Genomic DNA, 21,039 nt, shown 5'->3' on the forward strand with positions numbered 1-21,039 from the left:
CGAGCGGGGCTGCGCGTCCGGCGGGGCCATTGGTGTGACGGGTGGGGCGGGCGGCCCGCACGTCACCCGGGGCGGCGGGCGGTGCGCAGGATGTACAGGCTGATGAGCAGCGCCCAGGCCGGGAAGACGAGTTCGCAGTACGGCACGCTGGAGCCCACCACGAGCAGCAGCAGACCGGCGACGGTGCCGATCGCGACCAGGGGTCTGGGCAGGACCCGGAGCTTGCGGCCGAGCGAGGACGTCGCGAGGACGAAGACGGCGGCCATCCGCATCCCGTACGTGGTGAGCAGCGTGTACGCGAAATGGCGGCCGAAGCCGGTGGGGTCCTCGGCGTCGAGCACGGTCCCGGCGGCTGCGACGGCGCCGAAGAGGCAGGCGACGAAGACCACTCCGCTGCCCAGGAACACGGTCGCGATGAACCGGTCCTCGGCGTCCCCGGTGTGCTCGCGGAGCGCGCCCATGAACCACAGGAAGGCGATGCCCGCGAAGGGGACGAGCTCGGTCGCGGTCTGCAGCGCCCCCCGCTTGCCCGGGGCGATCTCCTCCTCGCCACCGCCCCCTTCGGGCAGGGCGATCCGGGCGAGCACGATCGCCGTCGCGAGCAGGACGGCGAAGACGACCCCCGCCAGTCCCGCGGCTTTGGGGGTGCTCAGGGCTTGTTGCCGGGTCCGCCCCGGTGCCTGTGTCATTCCTCCAGCAAGCCGCCCGCCGGGCGCGGGTGCCAGCGGGGCAGCGCGGTCGGGTGATGCCCGGGGCGGGTCGGAGCGGACCCGTCCCGGGCTCGGGGCACCGGTCAGGTGGCCGTGATGAGGACGCCGCCGGGCTCTCCCGCGCCCCCCTCGCGCCGCGGCGCCGCGGGGGCGGCGCCCGGACCGGTGCCGGCGACGATCAGGGCCAGCAGGACCGCCGCGGCCTCGCTCCGCAGGATCCGGGCGGCCTGCCCGAGGCGGTGCGGGTCCGGGTCCGGGATGGACAGGGCCAGGCATTCGGCGTTGGGGCCCGAGGTGATCGGTACGGCCGCGCAGACCGTGCCCACCGCGTACTCCTGGAGGTCCAGCAGGGGCGCGCCCGGCCGCCGGGTGTCGAGCTGCCGGAAGAGGTCCTCCTGCCGGGTGATGGTGTGGGCGGTGAACCGCGCCGCCCGGTGCCGGGACAGGTGGTCCTTGCGGCCTTCGGGCCCGAGCTGCGCCAGCAGGGCCTTGCCCACGGCCGAGGCGTGGGCGGCGGCCCGGAAGTCGACCCACTCGTCCACGAGCGGTGTCGCGGGACCGTCGGCGTACTGCGTGATGCAGACCTCGCCGTCGGTGTAGCGGGCGACGTAGACGGCGGCGCCGACCGCGTCCCGGACCCAGGCGAGGGTCTCCCGCAGGTGCCCGCGCCCGTCGCCGCCGGACGCCGCTTCGGTCAGTAAGAGCGCCCGGCCCGCGATGTACGCGCCCGGGCCGGCCGCGGCCGCCAGGTTGGCCCGTACGAGCTGCTCCATCACCCGGGCCAGCGCCAGCTGGGGAAGCCGCGTCTCGCGGGCGATCTGAGCGAGGCTCACCCCGCCCGAGTACCGGCCCACGACCTCCAGGACGCGCAGCGCCCGGTGGACGGCCTCCATCGCGACCGGGGCCGGCCGCCCCTCGGACGGGCCGCGGCCGGCCCCGGTCGGCTGCGGGTGCCTGAGGGCGTCGAGCGCCCAGGCGTCCGTCCCGTCCGTCAGGTGCGGGACGTCCAGCCGCGCGTGCCGGGCGATGGCCACCGCCACGTGCGGGCCGAGGAGGTACACCTCCCCCTGGTCCTGGTCCTGGTCCTCGCTCCAGCTCAGGGCCGTGACGGCCCGCCGGAGCCGGGCGGGCAGCCGGTACGGGGGCCGCCCGCCGTGCGCTCCCACCGCGGTGAGGGCGGTCAGGTCCTGGGTGCTGATCGGCGGCGAGGTCCAGATGACCGAGGCGCCGAGGGCCTCCTCCAGGTTCTCCGGGACCTCCGGCAGCCGCGGCAGGCCCTCCTCCGGGGGGAGCACGTCGGCGAGCGCTCTCCAGTGCCGGGCGGTGTCCACCTCGGCGCGGGCGAGGTGGTGGAGGTGCAGGAGGCGCGCGGCGGTCGCCGAACCGGCCCCGGCCGCGTACTGGAACCAGAACTGCGCCCCCTCCACCCGGTCGGACAGGTGCAGGAGGGCGCCGAACAGCAGGGCCGGCTGCGCCCCGTGCGGCCAGTTCGCGGCGTCCAGGGCCAGCTCGGCGAAGGACCGGCTCTCCACCAGCGACCAGGCCAGGTCGTCCAGCGCCCGGGCGGCCCGTACGTGGCAGGCCGCGTCGAGTACGAGGTCGTCGGCCGGGGTGGGTACGGGCGCGGGCAGCGGCGCACGGCCGGCGGGCGAGGCCGGGGCCGGAAAGCAGCGGCCGCCGGCGCCGCTCGCCGAACGGGCCCGGTCGGCCGCGACGCGGCGGGCGATGCGCCGCCGGGCGGCGTCCTCGTCGTAGCCCGCGTACTCCTCGACCAGCACCTCGGCCCCCTCCAGAGCCGCCGCCGGCGTGCGCCCCGGCGCGGCGTCGTGGTCGGCCGTCATGTCGCTCACTGGCCCTTCTCCTCTCCAGGCGCCCAGTCCGCCCCGAGTTTCTGGGACAGGATCCGGCTCGCGCCCCGAATGTGCGAACGGACCGCCGCGGGGGAGATCCCCAGCATCCGGCCGACGGCGGCGTTGTCGTACCCCAGCAGGTAGGCCAGCAACACCACGTCGTAGTGGCGCTCGGGCAGGCACGCGATCGCCGCGTACAGGCCCAGCTTGGCCTCCAGCAGTTCCGTGCGGTGCCGGGAGCCGCGGCGCAGGGCCGCGAACCAGGCGGTCTCCACCATGGCGGCGGGCCGGCCGAGGAGCGCGAGGCGGCGCGCGAGGTGTTCGCGCAGCACCGCCCAGGCGAAGCCGTGCAGGCTCGCTTCCTTGAGCGCCTGGCTCCACACCTTCAGCAGGAAGGTGAACACATCGTCGACGACGTCCTCGGCGTCCTGCCGGGAACCCAGTTGCAGGTGGGCGTAGCGCAGATAGGCGCGGTGGTGCTGGGAGTGGAACGCGCAGAACTCCACCGGCAGGACGCCGGCCAGCTCGCTGGAGACCGCCCGGTCCCCGGACGGGTCGAACTCGCCCTCGCTCATGCGCTCCTCCAGGGATGCCGGTCGTCGCCGGTACGAGCGGTCGCCGCCCGGGTCCTCGCACCCGGCAGGCGTGGGTGTCTCCTGACGGCGTCGAAGGCGTCGAGAGCGACGAGTATCGGCACGGGAGTGAAGGTCTGGACAGGTTTCACGTCGGCGGAAAGCCTTCCGGTGAAGTGAGCGGAACGGGCATGCCTGCCCCCACATCCAGCGGCCGGTCGGACCGGCCGCTCCCCCGACACCACCCCATCGGAAAATCCGCCCGAATGTGCACGGCCGGCGACGGAAATCTTTCGGGAAATGGCGCATCTGATCCGCTGCGCGCCCCCTTGGCCGCCGTGTACGCCCCTCAAGATCCGAAAGGGACGGTCGGGACGGGTCTACTCCACGACCAGGTCGGCCCGGTCGCGGTCGGCCGCGATCAGGCGGGCGTTCGCCTCGTCCGAGCGCGCCACCCACTCCTCGGCGCGGGCGGGCGCCTTCCCGTGCCGTACATGGCGCTCGACCAGCCGCCGTACGCGCAGCGCGTCGTCGGGCGCGAGGAACCAGACCTCGTCGAGGAGCGCCCGCAAGGCAGCCCACTCCCCCGTATCGTGCAGCAGGTAGTTGCCCTCGGTGATCACCAGGCGTACGACCGGACCGACGGGGATGCTCCCGGCGACGGGTTCCTCCAGCGACCGGTCGAAGGCGGGGGCGTAGACCGTGCCGGGCGCGGGCGCGCGCAGCCGTGCCAGCAGCGCCGCGTACCCGGCGGCGTCGAAGGTGTCGGGGGCGCCCTTGCGGTCGGCCCGCCCCAGGCGCTCCAGTTCGGCCTGGGCGAGGTGGAACCCGTCCATCGGCACGACCGCGGCCCGCTCCGGCCCGAGCGCCTGCGCGAGGCGGGCGGCGAGGGTGGACTTGCCGGCTCCGGGCGGGCCGGTGATGCCGAGGATCCGGCGCCCGCCCGAGGCGGCGAGCGCCCGGGCTCGCGCCTCCAGTTCGGTGAACTCCATGCCCTCATCGTGCCGGAGGCGCCCCCGCTCAGGGAGGGGGCGGAGGGTGGGGGTAGGTGCCCACGCGGGCGATGAGCAGGGCGATGTCGTCGTCCGCGGACGCCGGGACCAGGTGCGTGATCAGGGAGTCGCACAAGTGGTCCAGCGAGCGCGGGGGTTCGGCGAGCAGCCGGGTGAGTTCGGCGAGGCGCACGTCGATGTCGCTGCCGCGCGCCTCGACGAGGCCGTCGGTGTACATCACGAGGAGGCTGCCCGGGGGCAGGTCCAGGTCGGTGGTCGAGTACACGGTCCCGCCGACGCCCAGCGGGGTGCCGGGCGGCAGGTCGAGGAGGCGGACCGTGCCGTCGGGGGTGACGGTCGCGGGCGGCGGGTGCCCGGCCCGGGTGATGCGGCAGTGGCCGCTCGCGGGGTCGATGACGGCGTACAGGAACGTGGCGATCATCGGATCGGCCAGGTCGTCCAGCGTCGCCTCCAGCTGGTGCATCAGCGCCTCGGGGGCGAGGTCGAGCCGGGCGAGGGCGCGCACGCTGGCGGAGAGCCGCCCCATGACCGCGGCGGCCGCGATGCCGTGGCCCATGACGTCGCCGATCAGCAGGGCGGCCTTGCCGCCCGGGAGCCGGAGGACGTCGTACCAGTCGCCGCCGATCTCGTTGACGTCGCCGGCCGGCAGGTAGCGGTGGGCCACCTCGATGCCGGGCGGCGGGGTGATGTGCTGGGGCAGCATGCTGCGCTGGAGGATGACGGCGGTCTCGTGCTCGCGGTGGTACAGGCGCGCGTTGTCGATGCTGATGGCGGCGCGGGCGGCGAGCTCTCCGGCGAGCGTGATGTCGTCGGGTCCGAACGGTCCCACGGGGCTGGTGCGGTAGAAGGTCGCGACGCCGAGGACGAGGTCCCGGGCGATCAGCGGCGCCATCATGAACGAGTGGACTCCAACGGGCAGGAGCTGGGCCGGTTTGGCCGTGTGCCGGGCGGCGGCGGCGACGGCCTGCTCGTCCAGGTGCGCGATCAGGAAGGGCCTGCGGGCGGCCAGCGCCTGGGTGTAGGGGGCGGCCGTCGGGAAGGTGAGGGTCCTGCCGAGCGGGGCGAGGATGCCGATCACGGCGGAGCCGGTCAGCGGGGCCTTGCCCAGGCGTCGCAGGGCCACGCCCCCGGCGAGGCCCGGGCCGGGCTCGTCACCGCGCGCGAGGGTGTCCAGTACGTCCACGGTGGCGGCGTCGGCGAGCTGCGGTACGGCGAGCTCCGCCAGTTCCTGCGCGGTGCGCTCCAGCTCCAGACTGGCGCCGATGCGGGCGCTGGCCTCGCTGAGCAGCGCCAGCCGGCGGCGGCCGGCCTCGGCCTCGGAGTGGTCGCGCTGCTGCTCGGTGATGTCCAGCAGGGAGGCGATCACACCGATCGGGCGGCCACCGGGATCCTCGACCCGGACGTACGAACACGACCAGACCCGCTCCCGCGAGGGATCGGCGGGGGTACGGCCCGTTCGGCGGCGGTCCAGCACCGGCTCGCCGGTGGCGAGGACCTGCCGCATGGCGTCCTCCATGTCCTCCGCGTTGACCTCCGGCAGGAGCTGCGCGAGACGCCGTCCGATGTGGGCGGACTCCGGCAGGCCGTTCATCGCCTCCAGGGCCGGGTTGACCTGGAGGAAGCGCAGCTGCGTGTCGAGGATGGCGATGCCCACGGGCGAGCGGGCGAACAGTCCGTCCCAGACCGCCGAGGAGCCCCGGATCCGGCGCGCCGCGTGGGCGTCGGCGGCGAAGACGAGGACCGCGGAGGCCCCGTGGCGCCGGTCGGGCACCGGACAGGCCCAGATCTCCAGCTCCAGCGGGTGCCCGTCCTGGTGCCAGGCCGTCACGGTGCCCATCACCCCGCGCCCGGTGACGGCCGTCTCCCACAGGGCGCGGCCCAGGCTGCGGTCGGCCCCGGGGTGGAGGAGGTCGGCGATGTGGTGGCCGACGATCTGCGGCGGTGCGTAGCCGAGCAGCTCCTGCGCGGCGCGGTTCCAGCGGACGATCGTGCCGTCGGCGCCGGTGGCCAGCTGCGCCACGGGCAGGGAGCCGAGCCAGCCCCCGGCGTCCTGGGCGGCGCCGCTGATCAGGTCCTCGATGGGCGTCTGCTCGGTCATGGCGCACCTTCCACACCCCCATGATCGCCCTGCCCGCCCGGGGCCGCTTCCCGGCGCCGTCAGGGGCGGGCCCGTGGCCCCGGGGGGGGTGGCCCGCGAACCCGCGCGGCCGGGCCGGTGCCGTCAGGGCAGGGCGAGGACCGCCACCGCGTTGTGGCCGCCGAATCCGAAGGAATTGCTGACGGCGACCTGTGCGGACTGGGTCCTGGCCGTACCGCTGACGACGTCGATACCGGCGCCGGGGTCGGTCTCGGCCAGCCCGGCCGTGGGCGGAACGATGCCCTCGGCGAGCGCCAGTACGGTCAGGGCGGCCTCGACGGCGCCCGAGGCCCCGAGGGTGTGCCCCAGGGCGCCCTTGGCCGAGGTGACGGGCGGCCGGTGGGGGAAGACGCGGCGCAGTACGGCGGCCTCGACGGCGTCGTTCTGCCGGGTCGACGTCCCGTGCGCGTTGACGTGCCCCACGTCCTCGGCGGCGACAGCCGCGTCCGCGAGGGCGGCGCGGACGGCCCGCTCGGCGCCGCGGCCCTCGGGGTCCGGTGCCACCAGGTGGTGCGCGTCCGTCGTGGCCGCGTGGCCGATCAGGCGGGCGAGGGGCCGGGCGGAGCGGGCGGCGGCGTGCTGGGGGCGCTCCAGGACCAGCGCGCCGGCGCCCTCGGCGATGACGAAGCCGTCGCGGGCGGTGTCGAAGGGCCGCGATCCGGTGTCCGACAGGGCGCCCAGCTGGGAGAAGCCGGTCACCATCAGCCGGGTGACGGCGGCGTCGGCCCCGCAGACCAGGGCGATGTCGCACCGGCCCGTCGCCAGCAGGTCCCGGGCGACGCCGAGGGCCGTGGTCCCCGAGGCGCAGGCCGTGGACGTGGCCAGGGCGGGGCCGGTCACCCCGAAGCGCAGCGCGATGTTGGCGCACGTCATGTTGATCAGATAGCCGGGGAGGAAGTACGGGGAGACGAACTCCGGTCCCAGCTCACCGAGCCGGGCCAGCGCCTTGTCCTGGGTCAGGACGCCGCCCACGCCGCCGCCGGTGACGACGGCGACGCGGCCGCCGTCCCACTCCCGCGGATCGAGCCCGGCCTGGTCGAGCGCCTGCGCTACGGCCGCGAGGCCGAACCGGTCGACCGGGTCGAGATGGGCCGAGCCGCGCCGGCGCAGGACGGGGTGGTCGAGCTCCGGTACGCGGCAGCTGAGGGAGACCGGCAGACCGTGGAGCAGGGGGTCGGGTGCCGCGGTGGCCCGGCCGGCGCGGACTGCCGACCAGGTGGTGTCCCGGTCGCACCCGGCCGGGGTGACCAGGCCGAGCCCGGTCACGACGGCCTCGGAGCGTCCGCTCAACGGTCCGTCAGCCGCGCCTCGACGGATGCGGCGAACCCGGCGAGGGTGGCGCCGCGGAGCTCCTTTTCCTCGACCTTGATCCCGAGCGTCTCGTGAACGGCGATGGCCATCTCGACGATCATGAGCGAATCGATCAGCAGGTCGCTCATGAGCGCGGTTCCCCTCACCTCTTCGGAGGGGACTTCGAACTTCTCGACGAGGAGTTCACTGATCGCGTCAAGGACGGATTCCGGTGCGGAAGTGGTCACGGTGTCTCTCATGTCTGATGGCAGTCGGCGACGGAGGCGGTTCCTTACCGTGCTCAAATAGGTACCACGGCAGGGGATTTACTCAAAACGCTTCCCCACCGGGCTTGTTGATGATTCGAAATGCGAGAGTGGGGATCATTCATGTCGGAAAGCATGACCGATGTGATCGAGGTGGCGGGAGCCGAGCTCAGGAACGCGCGGCGGATGCTCGGCGACGCGGGCGAAGAAGCCTGGGACCGCCTCCTGGACTGGCTCGTCGACGACTACTTCCGGCTCGAGACGGTCGGCATGGAGAACATCCCGGCCGACGGCCCGGCCGTCGTCGTCGCCAACCACTCGGGCGCCTGGGGGCTCGACGCATTCGTCCTCCAGAAGGTTTTCGCACGCGGCCTCGCGCGCCCCCTGCACGTTCCCGCGATGCCACTGGTCTTCCGATTCCCGGTCCTCGGCTCGTACGCCCGCAAGAAGGGCGCCATTCCCCTGGAACCGACCCTCGGAATGGAACACCTGACCGCCGGAGAACTCGTCGGGGTGTTTCCCGAAGGGCTTTCCGGTCTGGAAAAACCCTTTCGCAAGCGGTATCAGCTCAGGCCCTTCAGCCCCGGATTCGCGCTCACGGCCGTGCGGGCCGGCGCGCCCGTGGTCCCGGTCTCCGTGATCGGCGCCGAGGAGGCGTACCCCCGGATCGGCGAGGTCCCGGCCCTGGCGCGCCTCTTCGGCCTCCCCTGCTTCCCGATCACCACGGTCTTCCCGCTGCCCGCCAAGTGGCTCGTCACCATCGGCGAGCCGATCCCCGCGCCGCCCCGGCCCGAGTCCTACGCCGCCCGAGCGGCCGCGGCCCGCCTGCTGTGCGCCGAGTCGCAGGCCGCCGTACAGGCCCTTGTGGACCGGGAACGGCGCAGGCGCGACACGCCGTTCTGGTAGCCCGCACGCCCCCGTGACCGGGCTCGGTCACGGGGGCCGGGGGGGGCTGGGTGCCGGTGGCCGGGGTGCTCATGCCGGGGCGGGCTCGCGCCGGGGCGGATCACCCGCCCTCGGCCACCGCCCACACCTCGGGCCAGACCAGGGTGGTCGACCCCCAGGCCAGCCCCGCCCCGTACGCGGTGAGCGCCACCCGCAGGCCCGGCGCGAGCGTCCCGGCGGCGGCCGCCTGGGCCAGCAGTACGGGTACCGAGGCAGCGCCCGTGTTCCCGTACTGTTCGATGTGCGACAGCATCTGCCCCGGCGCCAGGGCCAGTTCGGCCGTGAGCCCGTCCAGGATGCGCTGGTTGGCCTGGTGGGCGGCCACCAGGTCGAGGTCGCCGAGCCGCCACCCGGCCCGCTCCACGGCCCGTGTCACGGATTCGCACATCCCGACGACGGCCTGCTTGCGTACGACGGGGCCGTCCATCCGGAAGTACGGGGAGAACTCCGACTCCGGCGCGGCCAGTTGCCGCTTGCGGGCCCGCGCGCCGCCCCCGGGGATCTCGAGCAGATCGGCCTGCGTGCCGTCGCTGCCCAGGTCGAACGGCCCCAGGGCGCCGGGGGCGCCGGCCTCGCCGGCGCGCAGCACCACCGCTCCCGCCCCGTCGCCGAAGATGGCCGCCATCAGCCAGTCCCGGGGGGCCAGGAACGCGCTGAACACGTCCGAGGCGATCAGCAGGACACGGTCGAAGGCCCCGCCGGTGATCATCGAGGCTGCCACGCCCAGGCCGTACAGGAACCCGCTGCAGCCCGATGTCATGTCGAACGCGGGCACCGTGCCCAGGCCGAGCCGGGCCGCCACCTCCGGGGCCCCGGACGGGACGAGCCGGTCCGGGGAGATGGTGGTCAGGACGACCGCGTCGACCGCGCTGACCCCGGCCGCGGTCAGCGCGTGCCGTCCGGCCCGTACCGCCAGGTCGACGGTGGCCTCCCCCTCCGCGACCCGCCGGTTCGCCACACCGATGCGGGCGCGGATCCACTCGTCGCCGATGGGCCGCTGTCCGCACAGCTCGGCGTTGCCGAGGACGCGCGGGGGGACGTACGCGCCGAGCCCGGCGAGTACGGCGGCGCGGCCGGGTCCCGGCGGCACGGGTGGCGCGGGTGGCACGGGTGGCACGGGTGGCTCAGTGTGCATGGATCCGTCCGTCCGTCTCAGTCCGTCAGCCGCTTCGCCGCCTGCCGGACCCCGTCGGCGGCCGTGGCGCACCGCTCGGCGTGACCCAGCAGGACCATGCGGTACCGCTCGCCCTCCTCGTCCGCGTTCCAGCCGCTGTTCCCGGCACATGCGGCGAGGCTGCGCGCATGCCGCTCCAGCCGGTCGGCGCTGGCGTGCGCGAGGGCTCCGTACGCCGCCGGGGCGTAGCCGAACGCCGAGACGGGCACCGCCGTCGGCAGGGTGACGGTCACCCGTCCGTCGTCCGGGCGGCCGGCGAGGTCCTCCAGCGCCACCACCAGCGTCCGCGGATCGAGGGTGTCCGGCAGCCGGTCCGCGGTGAACCGCGGGAAGATCAGCAGCGGGCGGACCGCCCCGGTGACGGCGCGCACGATGTGCTCGGCGACGAGCGCGGCGAACCGCGTCGCGGCGCATCCGGTCGGCGCCCCGCACAGCGGCGGCATGCCGATGGTCCCCTCCGCGGCCGACGTGCCGGGCGGCGCCGGCTCCGGGAGGACCTCGCCGTCCAGCGCGCGCAGCCAGCCGGGTACGCGCAGGATCTCGGTCCCGGCCTCGACCGCCAGGTCCTGCCAGACGAAGCCGGACCGTACGGGGTACACCGCCGCGGCCACCGGCGGCCAGCGGCGCAGCGCCTCGGCCACGGCCGCCTCCGGGGAGGCGGCGGCGCCCGCGGCGACCAGGGCCAGCGCCTGCGGCACGGTCTCGGCGGCGGCCCGGGAGACCAGCGCGAGCGCGTGGGTGACGGCCGGTGCGGCGGCTTCCGGATCGGCCGCCGCGAGCCCGGTCCCCCGGGCCAGGAGCCGGCCCGCCAGGGAGGCGGGGTCGGGATCGGCGAGGTGCGGCGCCAGCCGGCGCCGCAGGGCCTCGGCCCGGTCCTCGTACGAGCGGCTGCCGGCGGCCGCCGTCGCCGCCGCGAGCACCTCGCTGAGCAGCGTGTCCTCGACGGCGTCGGCGCCCGCCACCACGCGCCGGCCCAGCCGCAGCATGCCGCGCTGCCAGTCGGCCCACTCCAGCGTGCCGTCACCGCGCCGGGCCGCGAGCACCCGGTCGACCTCCTCGGCCAGCAGGGCGCCGAGCTCCGCTGCCGGTACGGCCGCGTCGCGGGGCAGCGGTACGTGGGGCGACAGACCGTGGCGCTGCCCGCCGGCCGTCAGACCCACGGCCGGTGCGAGCGCCGACGCCTCGTCGGCCGCGGCGAGCAGGTCCGCGGCGTCGGCGGCGGCCAGGGGCAGAAGGAACGGCCCGAAGGGGGTGCGCAGTTGTACGGGACGTCCGGATCGGGTGCGCCGCAGGAAGGCCAGCAGTGCGCGGGTGACCCCGTCCCGGGTCAGCAGGTCCAGCCCGAGGGCGCGGGCCGGGGCGTCCACCCAGGGCAGGCGCTGGGCGACCATCGCCGCGCTGAACACGGCGTTCTCCAGGGGCCAGGCGGTGGCGGGACGTCGCGGCGCGGTGGCCGTGTCCGAGCACGGGTCCGTGGCCATGTCCGTGGCCATGTCCGTGTCCGTGGCCATGTCCGTGTCCGTGGCCATGTCCGTGTCCGGGCTGTCGGCGGGGGTCATCGGTCGGGTCTCCCTCGTGGTCACTTGTCGCGCAGCATGTAGGGCTGGTTGCCGACGACTTCGCCGTCGTAGTCGCTGATCAGCTTGTTGACCTGGTCCCGGAAATGGGTGAACTCCCCGCGCAGCGCGTCGGAGTACGCCTGCGGGGCGTGCGAGAGCGGGTAGTCGTACGACTCGTCCAGCCAGGCCAGTTCGACCCAGCTCTCGGGGATGTCGTGGGGCGACGCGGGTCCGCGTCCGTCCAGGCCGGGGATCACGTCGTGCTTGTTGACGAGGCTGATGACCCGGGTGGTGTGGTCGGCGGGCCGCTTGCTGTCGATCGGGGAGCCGATCGCGATCACGTGGCTGACCCGGTAGGTGGCGCAGACCTCGACGTCGGAGGCGAGGTTCATCGCGGTCATGCCGCCCAGGCTGTGCCCGACGATCATGATTTCCGCGCCGGTGGGCACGCCGGCCCGCCGGAGCAGCTTCTTGGCGGCGCGGGTGTACGTCGTGTCGGTGCGCAGCAGTCCGTCGAAGGCGCCGACGAGGTCCTGCGGGGTGCTGTTGCTGAGCCGCCCGAAGCTGGTGCCGGGCAGGAGCAGGACGTACCGCAGGGTTCCGTCGGCGCAGGAGACGCGGCGCAGCAGCACCAGGCCGTGGTTGCCGAGGGCCCCGATGTCGTTGACGTAGCTCACGATGTCGTTGCGGGAGCCGGCGAGCACGGTGGCGAGGATCGGGTCCGGCTCGGTGCGCTCGGCCCGGCCCGGCCCGGGGTTGAGGAACCCCAGGACGGAGCTGGGCAGTCCGAGGAAGGGATCGGTGGTGGGCACGCCGCCGGCGAGCGTCACCCAGGAGAAGTCGTCGTTGACCGGGTTCTCGTCGAGCAGGCCGAGCAGGGCCAGCAGCTCCATGATCACGGGGCTGACCGTGGTCAGGGCGCGGGTCACCCCGAGCAGCTCGATCAGCGCGAGCATCGCCCGTGCTGCCTCCAGCCGGTTCCCGGCCACCATGGCGTCGGTGAGGCGGCGGGCTGCGGGTGCGTCGAGGTTGGGGTGGGCGACCGCCGCCGCCTTGATCCGCAGCGCGAAGGCGTCGACGGCCATGGCCACCTTGGCGGGACGCCGGTACGTCATGTTCCCGGCCATCCGCAGGAGTTCGCCGGCCACTCCGCCGTTCGCACCGAATCCGAGGCCACCGGAGCCGGTCAGCGCCCGGGCGCAGGAGACGGCGGTGGTCAGGGCCCAGCCGGGGCGCTTCAGGGCCTCCAGCCCGAACCGCCAGCTGAACAGCGCGCCGGTCAGCTCCGCGCCCGACTGCCTGGCCGTGAGGGCCGCGTCGGCGAGCAGGACCGAAGCCGTCACGAGCAGTTCGGCGTCGATCCGCTCGGGCGCCGGCCGGGGTGCGGCGGCCGGAGCCGGTACGTGAGCGGCGGCCGGGGCCGCACTCGGGGTGGCGGGGTCCGGACTCCTGCACCCCGGGAGACGCCGAGCCGTTTCGTCGACCACCTGAGGCGCCACGTGCGTACCTCTCATCCCTGTGAACGGCTTCGCAGCCGGCCTGCCCGCTGTGTGCGGGGGAATCGTGGCACCGAAAGTGATCCTTTCCGCGCGGCCGGACCCCGGTCGGGCGTCTCGCGCCCGTACGGAACCGGGGTTCGGCCCCCTTTCCGGGCCCGTGGCCAGGGGCCCGGGCGGACCGGGTGGGCCTCCGGTTCACCCGCCGGGGTGGGACGGCGCCGGGAGGATGATCACGGCCCCGCGCGGTTGACGCTCCCCGGTCCGGCCGTGGGCTTGGCATGCACGCGGCGTAAAGTCGGCTGTCGACGCCGGAACGCTACCGAGAGCAGGGCACATGACAGGCAGGGCACCGACTTCCACCCTCGCCGGCTGGAGCCGGGCCCCGTTCTCCGCCGAGGGGCTCACGTACGAGTGCTTCGAGAAGGGCGAGGGGCCGGCGGTGGTGCTGCTGCCCGAACTGCCCGGGATCACGCCCGAGGTGCTCGGGCTCGCCGAACACCTGGTGGACGAGGGGTTCACCGTCGTGATGCCCTCGCTGTTCGGTACGCCGGGCAAGCCCCTGTCCGTCGCCCGGACGGCGGCCGTCCTGGCCCGCGTCTGCGTCTCCGCGGAGTTCCGGGCCTTCGCCACGAACGCCCGCCGGCCCGTCGCCGACTACCTCAGGGCGCTCGCCCGCGAGCTCGCGGCCCGTACGCCCGGCACCGGGGTCGGTGTCATCGGCCTCTGTTTCACGGGCGGGTTCGCGCTGGCCGCCGCGGTGGACGACGCCGTACTGGCTCCCGTGATGAGCCAGCCGTCGGCCCCCATCGGGCCCGGCGCCGCCCGGCGCGCGGACGCCGGTGTCAGCGAGGACGAGTTGCGGCGCGTCGTCGAGCGCACGCGGAAAGACGGCCTGTGCGTGATGGGGCTTCGCTTCAGCGAGGACTGGATGGCGCCGCAGGAACGCTTCGACACCCTCAGCTCCCGGCTCGGGGAGGCCTTCAAGGTCATCCGGCTCAGCTCGGCCCCGGGCAACGGCGACGGTTTCGGCCGGCGGGCCCACGCGGTGCTGACCCTGGAGGTCCGCGAAACCCCGGCGGACCACCCGGCCTTGCGGGCGCGCGCGGAGGTCACGGCGTTCCTGCACGAGCGGCTGGACGGCTGAGCGGACACCCGGGCGTCCGGAAATCCGGGCGTCCGGCCGGCCACAACCCCGAGGGTGACCGCGCCGCCGGCCGCGGACCGGTCATGAAGATCCCGGGCACGGAGCGGCTGCCGGGAGAGCCGACAGGTTGAAATCGATCACCCGTCAGCCCACCGCCGACCTGGAGGTGGGCAAGACGACCCCGTGACCCGCGGACCAGCCCCGGCCGGTCGTCCCCGGCCGTAGCCCCCGCACAGCGCGCCGCCCCGGCCCACCGGCCGGGGGCGGCCTCGTCAGGTCAGCCGGGCGTCGGCGCTGCCCGGATCGTCGGTTGCGCGGGCGATGCCGTCGAGCTCCCTGGCGATCCACGCCCGCTCGGCCGCCTCGCAGGAGGACGAGGACGCGCCGGCGGGGGCGGGCTCCGGGAGGGGGCTGGTGTTGTCCACGACCGCCCAGCCCTTGCCTCCGTCGGGGCCGGCGAGTTCGACCAGCCGGTGGTCGAGGTGGCCGGTGATCATCACGGCCATCAGGGACAGGTACTCGCATGGGAGGTCGGGGGCGAGATCGGCGTCCCCCGGGACTTCGAGAACGGCCTCGCGGCCGTCGGCGAGCAGGGCGCAGGTGGTCTGGACGGCCCGGATGAGCACCTCGAACCGCTCGCCGGTCAGGCGCGCCCGCAGGACTTCCAGGTAGGAGCCCAGGACGTCGGCCTCCTGGCCGTCGCCCGCGTCCGCCGCTCGGTGCTCGATCATGTCCCCGCCCTTCCCGGACGGCTGCGTCCTCCCGAAGTGTAGGGAGTGCCGCACGCCCGCACGGCGCTCTTCGGCCACCGGTGGACGTCACCCCCGCCCCGTCGTCAACAGGTGTCACGGTGAACCGAGTTCGCGGACGGGCGCCCCAACGGCCCGATGAGTGGCCGGAAGACGTCCATGGAGAACGGCATATCCGGAGGATCCCCTTCCGGATATCCGCGACTATGCCTCCCGCATATCCCTGCGGGATATTCGCCGCGTAATAGCAGGGAGAATGCAGTATCTCCGCACTTTCTACATTGACAGTGCGCGGCGCTCTGGGGGTTAATTACTTCACGGGTGGCCTGATGTAGTCGTGTGCGGACGGGTTCTGGTCGGTTACCGACCGGTTCTTTCCGAAGGTTGCGAGGTGTGCAGTCGTGACGACGCCGCAGCAGCGGGGCGCCCGGGAATCGCATGTGTCATGACGATCGTACATTGAGCGGGTATTGGCGAATCCGACTCTTCCGTGGGGGGATCAATGGCCCGGCTCGACCCATTCCCTGTTCCCGATTTCCACCTTCCGTTCGGGAACTCCAAGCATCCGCTGGCCGCACGGGCCAACGCCGAAGCCACGTCATGGGCGTTGGGCCACGAGCTCGTCACCGACGCCGCCGAGCAGTTCACCGCGATCGGGTGCGGGCACCTCGCGGGCCGCGTGAGCGGCGAGGTGCCGTACGAGACCATCGTGCTGCTCGCCGAGTGGATGGCCTGGTCGTTCGTCTTGGACGACCAGCACGACCACCTCATCAGGACGGGTGAACTTGCCGCCTGGCGGCCCGTCACCGATGCCATCACCGAGTACCTGAACACGGGCAAGACGTCATGGTCGCCTTCGCGCCGCAATCCGCTCGTGAACGGGTTCATCGACCTGTGCGACCGGATCCTGGCCGGCATGTCCCCCGGGACGGCGGCCCGCTATCGCACACATGTCCCCCAGATGCTGCACTCGTTGGACCAGGAAGCGGGCAATCGCGGCGCGACCAGGCGCCCTTCGGTCCAGGAGTACGTCCTCATGCGCCGGCACAGTTCCCAACTGCTGCCGATGATGGACATGGTGGAGGCCGGACTGGGAATCGACCTGCCGCAGCACATCCACGACCTGCCCGCTTTCCAGGCGGTCGCGGAGAGCGCCGTGGACATCATCTCGTGGGGCAACGACGTGTTCTCGCTGCCGAAGGAGCACGCCTGCGGGGACAACAACAACCTCGTGTCGCTGATCTCCTCCTGGGAAGGACGTTCGCTCCCGGAGGCCGTCCGGGCGGTCGAGGAGAAGATCCAGGCGCGCATAGAGGACTACGTGGCGGCGGAGCGGCGGCTGTTTCAAGTCATCGACGCCCAGGGGGAGATGGACCCGTCCCTGCGGGCGGACGTCACGCGCTGCGTGCGCAGTTACGAAGACTGGATGATCGGCGCCGATCTGTGGCAGCGTTACGAGTGCACACGGTACAGCGACGAACGGTTCGCGGCCGGGCTGGAGTCCGCGTACACCCGCCCGGACCTCGTCTCGGTGGCATGACGGCATGACAGGGAGTCGACCCATGGCCCGTACGGAACTACTCGGCCCTGCGGTCGACGCACCGGCGGCCCCGGGGCGGATACCGCTCCTGGGGCACGCCGTCCCCCTGTGGCGCAGTCCGATCGCCTTCCTCGAATCGCTGCGCGAGTACGGCGACATCGTGCGGCTCGACATCGGCACCTGGCCCGTCCACGTCCTGACGAGCCCGGAGCACGTCCACACCGTACTGGTCCAGCAGGCGCAGAAGTTCGGCCGCGGTCGGATCTTCGACCGGCTGCGGCCGATGTTCGGCAACGGCATCGTGACCACGGACGGCGAGTTCCACCGCAAGCAGCGCCGGATGATCCAGCCGGCGTTCCACCGCAACCACATCGCCGAGTACGCCGAGGTGATGAGCCGGGCGGCGCAGGAGATGACGGCATCGTGGACGCCGGGCCGGGAGATCTCGATGGTCACCGAGGCCCGGCGCTACGCGCTGTCCTCGGTGGCCGAGATGATCTTCTCGGGGGACCTGAGCCGTCCCGCCATCGCCGAGGTGCACCGCTCCCTGCCGATCGTCTTGGAGGGCATGCTGCTGCGGGCGGTCATGCCCAAGTCCCTGGACCGGTTGCCCATCCCGCTGAACAGGCGCTTCGACGCGGCGGCCGCCCGCCTGCGCGCCATCATCGACCAGGTGATCGCGCAGTACGCCGCCGAGGAGGCCGGGGCGCAGGAGCGCCAGGACCTGCTGTCCCTGCTGCTGTCGAGCGTCGACCCCGAGACGGGGACGACCATGCCTGAGGAGCAGGTGCGGGACGAGGTCATCGCCATCCTGTTCGCCGGTACGGAGACCTCGGCCACGACCCTGTCCTGGGTCTTCCATGAGGTCGGCCGTCACCCGGAGGTGGAGAAGCGACTCCACGAGGAGGTCGACGCGGTGGTGGGCACGCGCCCCGTCCGCCCCACCGACATCGCCCAACTGCCATATACCAACCGCGTGTTCCAGGAGGCGCTGCGCCTCCACTCGCCGCTGCTCTTCACGCGGCGAGCCCTGGTGCCGCTCACACTGGGCGGCGTGTCGATCCCGGCCGGCGCCGAACTGGCCTACAGCCCCTACGCCTTGCACCGCGACCCCGCCCTGTTCCGCGATCCCACGGTCTTCGACCCGGACCGGTGGGAGGAGGCGGGGGACGAGAGCCGGCGCGCGCACCGGTACGTCCCGTTCAGCGCGGGCCAGCACAAGTGCATCGGGGACACGTTCGCCGTGGCGGAGATCCTGACCGCCGTGGCGGCGGTGAGCTCGCGGTGGCGGCTGGTGCCCGCTCCGGGAGTGACCGTACGGGAACTTCCCGCGGGGATGCCCCAACCCAGCGAGCTTCCGATGATCCCCGTTCCACGCCATTGACGGAATCTGAGCGAACTCGTTCATTTCAAGCCGAGTTCAGTCCTCACGCGCCGTCATGACCTGCGTAAAGTCAGGCGAGGATACAGCGTTGTCCCCTTACGGGTGACGTGATCCCGCAATAATGTGCTTAAGCAGCAACTTCTCACCCCCAGGGTCGTACACTCGGCCGCACGCGCTGGAGGGGGCAAGAATGTCACATGTCACGGAACCGCAAGGGTGGGCGACCCAGCCGCTGCTCGAACGGGAATCCGAGATTCGCGCGATCCACCGCGCGGTGGACGAGCTGTGCGGCACCTCGGACAACGGTCCCACCGCACGCCGCGGAGGTGTGCTGACCTTCGCGGGTTCGGGCGGCATCGGCAAGACCACCCTGCTGGCCGAGGCCCGTCGCCACGCGGCCGAGCGGTCGTGCACCGTACTGTTCGCCCGCGGTGGCGAGCAGGAGAAACAGGTGCCGTTCCACGTGATGCGGCAGCTCATCCAGCCGGCCTTCGCCGCGATGACCGAGGACGAACGGCGTGACGTCCTCGGCACCTGGTACAGCATCGTCGCCCCGGCGCTCGGACTGACCGCCGCCCCGGAGGGCCCGACGGCGCCCGACCCCCAGGGCGTGCGCGACGGACTGGACTGGGTCGTCACCCACCTCACGGTGCGCAGCGCGCCCGTCGTCCTGATCCTCGACGACGCCCACTGGGCGGACGCCGAATCCCTGGCCTGGCTGACCGCGTTCGCGGCGAGGGCCGAAGAGCTCGCCATGCTGATCATGGTGGCCTGCCGCCCCGACGAGATCCCCGCCGGCGCGGGCGCCCTGCGCGCCCTGATGATGGGCCGCCAGGGGACCCGCCCGCACGAGCTCGCACCCCTCACCACGACCGCGGTGGCCCGCATAGTGCGCGACGCCCTCGGGGAGAGCGCGGACGACGTGTTCTGCCGCGAGTGCTGGGCGATCACCGGAGGAAACCCCTTCGAGGTCGTCGAACTGGCCATGAAGGGCCGCGACCGCGAGCTGAAGCCGCACCAGGAGAGCATCCCGGAGCTGCGCGATCTTGCTTCCACCGTCAAGGGCAGCGGTCTGATCGACCGCCTCGAACAGCTCGGGCCCTCCATCGTCCGGCTCGCCTGGGCCGCGGCGGTGCTCGGTACCGCCGTCCCGACCGGCATCGTCGGCAGCGTGGCGGCCCTCGGTGACGCACAGGTCGCCGACGCCATCAACAAACTGCGGTCCGCGCGCATCCTGACCGTCCTCACCGGCCTGCGCAGCAAGGAGGTCGTCGAGTTCTTCCATCCGCTCGTCGCCACCGCCGTGTACCGGTCGATCCCGCCCGGTGTGCGCGTCGCGATGCACGGCATGGCCGCGCAGGCCCTGGTCGACGACGGCCAGGGAGCCGCGGCGGCGGCCCGCCACCTCCTGGAGATGCACCCCGACGGCGATCCCTGGGTCGTCCAGCAGCTGCGCCAGGCGGCGCGCGAGAGCTTCTCCGCGGGTGCTCCCGACGCCGCACGCCGCTATCTGGCCCGCGCGCTGCGCGAGCCCCCGGACGCGGAGAACCGGGCCGAAGTGCTGTTCGAGCTCGGCTCCGCGAACCTCCTGCACGATCCCGCGACCACCATCAACCAGCTCAGGGCCGCACTGGAGGAGCCCAAGGCCGAGCAGGGCCTGCGGGAGGCGATCACCTACCGGCTGGCCCAGGCCCTCGCCCGCACGGGTCAGCTGGCCGCGGCCGCCGGACTGCTCCAGGAGGAGGCCAAGCAGGCCACCAGCTCCCGTACCCGGCTGCGCATGCAGGCCGAGCAGTTCAAGTGGAACTCGGTCCGGGTCGACGAGGAGAACTCGCCCGCACGCTCCCGGCTGCTGGCCCAGTTCGCCAAGCGGCTCACCGGCCGCGGTCTGGCGGAGCGACACATCCTGGGCCTGCGCGCCTGGGACGCCGCCATGCGCGGCGAACCCGCCGCCACGGCGCTGGAGTACGCGGAGCAGGCACTGGACGGCGGGATGAGCTGGACCGACCAGGACTTCGGGTTCGAGGTACCGTCGGTCATCGCGGTCACGCTCATGTACTGCGACCAGCCCGGCCGCGCCGAGGACCTGTTCAACGCCGGCATCGTCGAGTTCGAGGCGAAGGGCTGGCGCGGCTCGCACCTGTCGTTCGTCTACACCCTGCTCGGGTACGTCCGCTTCCGGCGCGGACGGCTCGCCGAGGCGGAGGACTTCGTCCGCAACGGCCTGCAGATCGCCGACCGTGTCGGGCAGGGCATCCCGGCGCAGTGGTACGCGATCGGCACGCTCATCGAGACCCTGCTCGCCCGCGGGAACACCGGCGAGGCCCAGCAGGTCGCCGACGACTACAAGCTCGGCGAAGGCTTCCCGGCCGCGGTCGTCTATCCCGACCCGCAGGCGGTGTGGGGCAAGCTGCTGCTGGCCCAGGGCAGGATCGACGAGGCGATGCGGAACCTGACCGCGGCGGGCAGGCGGCTGGATCTGCGCGGCACCCGCAACCCGTCGTGGAGTCCGTGGCAGCTGGACCTGGCGCTGGCGCAGGTGACCCGCGCGCCGGAGCAGGCGCGGTCCACGGCGGCCGAAGCGGTCGCCCGGGCGCGGGCGTTCGGCACGTCGAGCGCGATCGGCCATGCCCTGCGCGTATCGGCGGCGGCCACGGACCCGGCGCACGCGGCCGTCCTGCTGCAGGAGGCGGTGGGCCACCTCGAACAGTCCCCGGCCGCCTACGAACTCGCCCACGCCCTCGTCGACCACGGTACGGCCCTGCACGTCCTCGGTGATCCGCACCGGGCGGCGCAGCAGCTCTACCGGGGCATGGAGACCGCGTCGGCCTGCGGAGCCGACGGGCTCGCGCGGCGAGCCCGCTCCCAGCTGGTGTCGGCCGGTCTGCGTCCGCGCCGGCTGCACACGTTCGAGCAGGACACGCTGACCGTGGCCGAGAGCGTGGCGGCCGAGCACGCCGCGCTCGGCCTCGACAACACGGCGATCGCGGCCAAGACGCACAGCGACCCGCAGGCGGTCTCCGAGCTCCTGTCGGCGGTCTTCACCAAGCTCGGCACCGACCGCCTGGGCCTGCGCAGGGCCCTGGGGCTCTGAGGAGGCCCCGGTCGTCAAAGGACGAGGGGCGGGGCCGGGCGGATGATGCCGCCCGGCCCCGCCTCCGTGTGCGGCGGGGGCGCGGGGGCAGCCGGCTGCCGCGGGGGCGCGCC

The 21,039-nt window shown here is 73.5% G+C and carries 16 protein-coding genes; 5 read left to right on the forward strand and 11 right to left on the reverse strand.

Features of this window, described 5'->3' with window-relative positions; genetic code table 11:
- Positions 1 to 62: 62 nt before the first annotated feature.
- The 7 genes from ACS04_RS27750 to ACS04_RS27780 all read right to left on the reverse strand — a co-directional run bounded on the left by ACS04_RS27750 (position 63) and on the right by ACS04_RS27780 (position 7,820).
- Complete coding sequence (locus tag ACS04_RS27750) at positions 63 to 689, reverse strand: hypothetical protein (protein WP_048479539.1); 627 nt, start codon at positions 687 to 689, stop codon at positions 63 to 65.
- Positions 690 to 793: 104 nt separating this feature from the next.
- On the reverse strand, positions 794 to 1,603 hold the full coding sequence (locus ACS04_RS37720) for an IclR family transcriptional regulator (protein WP_107438719.1): 810 nt from the start codon (positions 1,601 to 1,603) through the stop codon (positions 794 to 796).
- Between the two features lie 953 nt (positions 1,604 to 2,556).
- Positions 2,557 to 3,135 (reverse strand): RNA polymerase sigma factor, encoded by a 579-nt coding sequence (locus tag ACS04_RS27760; protein ID WP_245236567.1) that lies wholly within the window; start codon positions 3,133 to 3,135, stop codon positions 2,557 to 2,559.
- Positions 3,136 to 3,512: 377 nt separating this feature from the next.
- On the reverse strand, positions 3,513 to 4,124 hold the full coding sequence (locus tag ACS04_RS27765; RefSeq protein WP_048479540.1) for a nucleoside/nucleotide kinase family protein: 612 nt from the start codon (positions 4,122 to 4,124) through the stop codon (positions 3,513 to 3,515).
- Between the two features lie 28 nt (positions 4,125 to 4,152).
- Positions 4,153 to 6,243: a SpoIIE family protein phosphatase gene (locus ACS04_RS27770; RefSeq protein WP_048479541.1), complete on the reverse strand. Its 2,091-nt coding sequence runs from the start codon at positions 6,241 to 6,243 to the stop codon at positions 4,153 to 4,155.
- 123 nt (positions 6,244 to 6,366) lie between these two features.
- Positions 6,367 to 7,572 (reverse strand): beta-ketoacyl-[acyl-carrier-protein] synthase family protein, encoded by a 1,206-nt coding sequence (locus tag ACS04_RS27775; RefSeq protein ID WP_209441795.1) that lies wholly within the window; start codon positions 7,570 to 7,572, stop codon positions 6,367 to 6,369.
- Positions 7,569 to 7,820: an acyl carrier protein gene (locus ACS04_RS27780; protein WP_048479542.1), complete on the reverse strand. Its 252-nt coding sequence runs from the start codon at positions 7,818 to 7,820 to the stop codon at positions 7,569 to 7,571. Before ACS04_RS27780 ends, ACS04_RS27775 begins: the two co-directional genes overlap by 4 nt.
- A 141-nt stretch (positions 7,821 to 7,961) precedes the next feature.
- On the opposite strand from ACS04_RS27780, the gene ACS04_RS27785 reads away from it, so the two are divergent.
- Complete coding sequence (locus ACS04_RS27785) at positions 7,962 to 8,744, forward strand: lysophospholipid acyltransferase family protein (RefSeq protein WP_158977554.1); 783 nt, start codon at positions 7,962 to 7,964, stop codon at positions 8,742 to 8,744.
- 100 nt (positions 8,745 to 8,844) lie between these two features.
- Here the strand turns inward: ACS04_RS27785 and ACS04_RS27790 are convergent, their stop codons facing one another.
- The 3 genes from ACS04_RS27790 to ACS04_RS27800 form a co-directional block, all read right to left on the reverse strand.
- Positions 8,845 to 9,873, reverse strand: a complete 1,029-nt coding sequence (locus tag ACS04_RS27790; protein ID WP_048479543.1) for a beta-ketoacyl-ACP synthase 3 — start codon at positions 9,871 to 9,873, stop codon at positions 8,845 to 8,847.
- Positions 9,874 to 9,935: 62 nt separating this feature from the next.
- Complete coding sequence (locus ACS04_RS27795) at positions 9,936 to 11,516, reverse strand: cytochrome P450 family protein (protein ID WP_048479544.1); 1,581 nt, start codon at positions 11,514 to 11,516, stop codon at positions 9,936 to 9,938.
- A gap of 20 nt (positions 11,517 to 11,536) precedes the next feature.
- Positions 11,537 to 13,015, reverse strand: a complete 1,479-nt coding sequence (locus ACS04_RS27800) for a lipase family protein (protein WP_158977557.1) — start codon at positions 13,013 to 13,015, stop codon at positions 11,537 to 11,539.
- Between the two features lie 334 nt (positions 13,016 to 13,349).
- On the opposite strand from ACS04_RS27800, the gene ACS04_RS27805 reads away from it, so the two are divergent.
- Positions 13,350 to 14,159, forward strand: coding sequence for a dienelactone hydrolase family protein (locus ACS04_RS27805; RefSeq protein ID WP_048479545.1), 810 nt, complete (start codon positions 13,350 to 13,352; stop codon positions 14,157 to 14,159).
- A gap of 272 nt (positions 14,160 to 14,431) precedes the next feature.
- On the opposite strand, the gene ACS04_RS27810 is transcribed toward ACS04_RS27805, so the two are convergent.
- Positions 14,432 to 14,890 (reverse strand): hypothetical protein, encoded by a 459-nt coding sequence (locus ACS04_RS27810; RefSeq protein WP_048479546.1) that lies wholly within the window; start codon positions 14,888 to 14,890, stop codon positions 14,432 to 14,434.
- Between the two features lie 625 nt (positions 14,891 to 15,515).
- On the opposite strand from ACS04_RS27810, the gene ACS04_RS27815 reads away from it, so the two are divergent.
- The 3 genes from ACS04_RS27815 to ACS04_RS27825 all read left to right on the forward strand — a co-directional run bounded on the left by ACS04_RS27815 (position 15,516) and on the right by ACS04_RS27825 (position 20,926).
- Positions 15,516 to 16,448, forward strand: coding sequence for a terpene synthase family protein (locus tag ACS04_RS27815; protein WP_245236568.1), 933 nt, complete (start codon positions 15,516 to 15,518; stop codon positions 16,446 to 16,448).
- A 22-nt stretch (positions 16,449 to 16,470) separates the two neighbouring features.
- Positions 16,471 to 17,832, forward strand: a complete 1,362-nt coding sequence (locus ACS04_RS27820) for a cytochrome P450 (protein WP_048479548.1) — start codon at positions 16,471 to 16,473, stop codon at positions 17,830 to 17,832.
- A 190-nt stretch (positions 17,833 to 18,022) separates the two neighbouring features.
- Entirely contained in the window at positions 18,023 to 20,926 is a 2,904-nt protein-coding gene (locus ACS04_RS27825; RefSeq protein ID WP_048479549.1) for an ATP-binding protein, read from the forward strand.
- Positions 20,927 to 21,039 lie beyond the last annotated feature (113 nt).

Source organism: Streptomyces roseus (genome assembly GCF_001044425.1).
Taxonomy (GTDB): Bacteria; Actinomycetota; Actinomycetes; order Streptomycetales; family Streptomycetaceae; genus Streptomyces; species Streptomyces roseus.

Bases quoted from the DNA above. Each gene is read 5' to 3' on its own strand.
- ACS04_RS27750 (WP_048479539.1), bottom strand. From the start codon at position 689: ATGACACAGGCACCGGGGCGGACCCGGCAACAAGCCCTGAGCACCCCC.
- ACS04_RS37720 (WP_107438719.1), bottom strand. From the start codon at position 1,603: ATGGAGGCCGTCCACCGGGCGCTGCGCGTCCTGGAGGTCGTGGGCCGG.
- ACS04_RS27760 (WP_245236567.1), bottom strand. From the start codon at position 3,135: ATGAGCGAGGGCGAGTTCGACCCGTCCGGGGACCGGGCGGTCTCCAGC.
- ACS04_RS27765 (WP_048479540.1), bottom strand. From the start codon at position 4,124: ATGGAGTTCACCGAACTGGAGGCGCGAGCCCGGGCGCTCGCCGCCTCG.
- ACS04_RS27770 (WP_048479541.1), bottom strand. From the start codon at position 6,243: ATGACCGAGCAGACGCCCATCGAGGACCTGATCAGCGGCGCCGCCCAG.
- ACS04_RS27785 (WP_158977554.1), top strand. From the start codon at position 7,962: ATGTCGGAAAGCATGACCGATGTGATCGAGGTGGCGGGAGCCGAGCTC.
- ACS04_RS27795 (WP_048479544.1), bottom strand. From the start codon at position 11,516: ATGACCCCCGCCGACAGCCCGGACACGGACATGGCCACGGACACGGAC.
- ACS04_RS27805 (WP_048479545.1), top strand. From the start codon at position 13,350: ATGACAGGCAGGGCACCGACTTCCACCCTCGCCGGCTGGAGCCGGGCC.
- ACS04_RS27810 (WP_048479546.1), bottom strand. From the start codon at position 14,890: ATGATCGAGCACCGAGCGGCGGACGCGGGCGACGGCCAGGAGGCCGAC.
- ACS04_RS27820 (WP_048479548.1), top strand. From the start codon at position 16,471: ATGGCCCGTACGGAACTACTCGGCCCTGCGGTCGACGCACCGGCGGCC.
- ACS04_RS27825 (WP_048479549.1), top strand. From the start codon at position 18,023: ATGTCACATGTCACGGAACCGCAAGGGTGGGCGACCCAGCCGCTGCTC.